Genomic DNA, 3,163 nt, shown 5'->3' with positions numbered 1-3,163 from the left:
GTAACAAATTTCAATGAAATTCTTATATCTCTAGTTCCCTCAATTAATTCAAGCAGTAATTGTAGGAACTAGAGTATAAAAATACTTTACGGCCCTTACTCTCTATCATTAGCTAATATTTTTCTTTATCCACAGCTGTTTCCAAAGAACTAAAGAAACAATTAAGAACATCATTGTTGTAACAATACTACCTTCGATTCCAAATGGACCTCCGTGAAGTACTTCTGATCCATTTGTTACAGGTTTAAAAATAGGTGTGGAGTAAATTGGCATACCACTAACCGTAAAACCGTAGATATTATACTGTGCCCAATTCCAAATAGAATGCCATGCACATATTCCCCAAAGATTATTATTCTTTAAAACATAAAAAGCAGCAAACACACCAACTATCACTATATTCAATATAGATAAAATGGTGATATTAGGATTTAACAAATGTATAAAACCAAATAGAAAGGAAGTAACTAAAACTCCAATCCATAAACGACTTCTGATTGAGAGAATTGGCAATAACCAACCTCGTATAACAACTTCCTCAGCTGCACCTTGTATTAAAAAAGTAACTAATGACCCCATAATCACAAGTATACCTGCTAATGTAATTTGTTGCATTTGTAAATGTACATTCCCCATTAATACAAGTAAAACCACTGGTATTGAGATAAATATAAACCCTGTGAATGCACCTTTAAAATACTTTATCGTGGAGTTTTCTTTCCAAAAACCGATTGATTCGAATGGCCTCTTTTCTATAAATCTAACCCATAGAAAAACAAAAAATATAGCCCCACCAAATGTTAATATCAACTTAACGTTATTATAAATAGGACTCATAAATGATGTTTCTACTATCGGTAGGAACGGGAAAAATAGTGTAAAAAGTTGACCAATAGTTAAAAATAGAATAGCTATTATTACAGCTAATATAGGATGCACTTTTCTTCTTCCTTCTTTTGCGGCCTCAATTATTTTGAATTGATTGTTTTTCAATTCTTATTCCCCCTAATCCAGCTTATAAATATGGATTATTGCGGTTTGAATAAATAACTCATATAGCAAGAGGTATTTGTAATTCTCATAGCATTACCACTTTATCCTCATCATCTATGCTTGTATTAATGAAAATTGGTATAAATTCATACCAATTTTCATATATCTTTTAGATTTAATGCTCTACAATTATATGGACAGTCAAACTAAGGAAAGAACATCGCTTTCTCTAATTCCATTAACTATAGAAAATCTTATTCATTACCGACGTTGTTCGTTATACGACACAAGAATTTCAGTATTTTTATTAGTATATTTCAATATTATCAATAGCCTTTCCATCTGCTTCCCATTTATTCTTATTCTCCACCTTAACCCTTTCACCTAAATTAAATCTTTGCCCCTTTGTTAACTCGACTTTAACATCTTTTTTAATTCCATTTTCCTTAATATATTCCACTCTTACAAAGTCAGATCTTTTAGGTTCAGATTTTGCAATTTCAAATTCTTCTTCTCTAAGAAGCTCTTTAACATAGCCTATTATATAGTCTTGATCTTTTTCATTTTTAATAGAATTCCCAGAATTCGAAATACCTAGATTAATTTCTTTATTTTCCGTAACAACGTAATACGAAATTATCCCTACAGAAATCAAAAACCCTAAAACCCCTGGTAACATAAGCTTTTTCATATTTATCATCCCACTTTATTAATTAAATATGGTTTACAAATTTCGGAAGTTCAAATTTTCCACACTAAAAATCACTCTCAAAAATACCTTTTAAATAATGAGATACTTGATTCTATCTTATAAATATTAAAGCTTAACTCGTTCAATTAATATTTTTTCCGTCTATTCTGCTTTAAACATTTATATATTCTCTCCATAATATTTTTTTCGTGCACCTTCCATATCTCTCTAGCTTCTTCAACAGTACACAACCTAGATAATTCTTTAATAGCATTCTCTTCAACCAAAAATGTAGCTATAGCCCCTGTTGATAGTGAATATTTCTTAACTACTGAACCCAAAATTTTTTCGATTTCACTAAGTCCTGCAGTCTCTTCTCTCTTTTGACTTTTAGAATTTTTATGTAATAATTTATTTATTCTTGAATTAAGCATATACTCTACGTAGCCTATTGGAGAAATAATATCTGAACGAAATTGTATTTCTTCAATTATTTCTAGCACTAGTTCTTTATGCTCACTCCATTTTCTTAATACATGAGGTAACACGCTTTCTTTACATTTCTCTTCAAACAATTTTATCCTTTCTTCAAATAGATTTGGCGATTTAACTTCATCTGAACTTCGGGAAACATTTATAATGGTTTGCTTTTTCTCTTTTCTACTCCGAATAATAAATTTTATTTTTTGTACTTTTCTTCCGAATTTTATTTCCTCAAATTCAAATGAAATATCCGTTTTTTTCATTAATTCAACTTGAGATGGAATTAAAACTCTTTGTTTAAAGTTCCCATATTTAGTATATAAATCTATCGCGTCTAAATAATATCTCAAATTTTCAAGGCTAATTGTACGTTCTTTTATATCCTCATATTGCTTAAGTAATTCATAAAGTCTTATAGCATATGTGCTTTTCAATTTAACAATATTGGTTAACTTATAGCTCGTAAATTTACTACTTAGTTCTAATAAAAATGGTTTTAACAATGGATCAAAACGCATATCAATAATACCTTTATTCTTATTATAAATTGCAGAAGATAGCCAAGAGACTTGTATAACTTCTTCTCCAACACGTATTTCAATTACTTTTGATAATAATTCCTTGGTTATTTTACTTAACTCTGTGTATTTGGTAGAACCTTTTAATCCAAGTAAGTGATGAAACTTTCTTATGGGAAATCGGTATGTTTTAAAATCTTTATCATTAGGTTCTATATTACTAGCTAGACATAAAATGATTTTCTGTTCGACCAAATTCAAGCGCGAATTAGCCTCAATTAATGTATTAGATTTAGATACAATATTATTTTCTTTAATTTGAAGGATTTGAAGATGTTGGTCAATGCACAATTCTGTATACAACCTTTCTAGAATTTTAAATAAACTATAACACTTTTTATAAAATTACTTTAGCGAATTAACAATTTGTTTAAAAGGTAACAAGCATTGTTACCTTTTAGCTATAACAAAACCATTT

3 protein-coding genes are annotated in these 3,163 nt (G+C 29.1%); all 3 read right to left on the bottom strand.

Going from position 1 to position 3,163, the window contains the following annotated elements; all coding sequences use genetic code 11:
• Positions 1-108: 108 nt before the first annotated feature.
• The gene (locus tag MR170_RS30175) at positions 109-993 is read right to left on the bottom strand and encodes a CPBP family intramembrane glutamic endopeptidase (protein WP_242310561.1); all 885 of its coding nucleotides are present in this window, start codon (positions 991-993) and stop codon (positions 109-111) included.
• Between the two features lie 307 nt (positions 994-1,300).
• Positions 1,301-1,684, bottom strand: coding sequence for a hypothetical protein (locus MR170_RS30170; RefSeq protein ID WP_242310559.1), 384 nt, complete (start codon positions 1,682-1,684; stop codon positions 1,301-1,303).
• A 146-nt stretch (positions 1,685-1,830) separates the two neighbouring features.
• Positions 1,831-3,036 (bottom strand): replication initiation protein, encoded by a 1,206-nt coding sequence (locus MR170_RS30165; protein ID WP_242310557.1) that lies wholly within the window; start codon positions 3,034-3,036, stop codon positions 1,831-1,833.
• Between the last annotated feature and the right edge of the window lie 127 nt (positions 3,037-3,163).

It is taken from the genome of Bacillus cereus group sp. BfR-BA-01524 (assembly GCF_022662595.1).
GTDB lineage: Bacteria > Bacillota > Bacilli > Bacillales > Bacillaceae_G > Bacillus_A > Bacillus_A thuringiensis_S.
The sequence above is the reverse complement of the archived record's forward strand: the minus strand, read 5'-3'. Positions and strand labels throughout refer to the sequence as shown.

What these genes read in the sequence shown, in the direction of transcription:
- MR170_RS30170 (WP_242310559.1), bottom strand. Translation starts at nt 1,684, where the DNA reads ATGAAAAAGCTTATGTTACCAGGGGTTTTAGGGTTTTTGATTTCTGTA.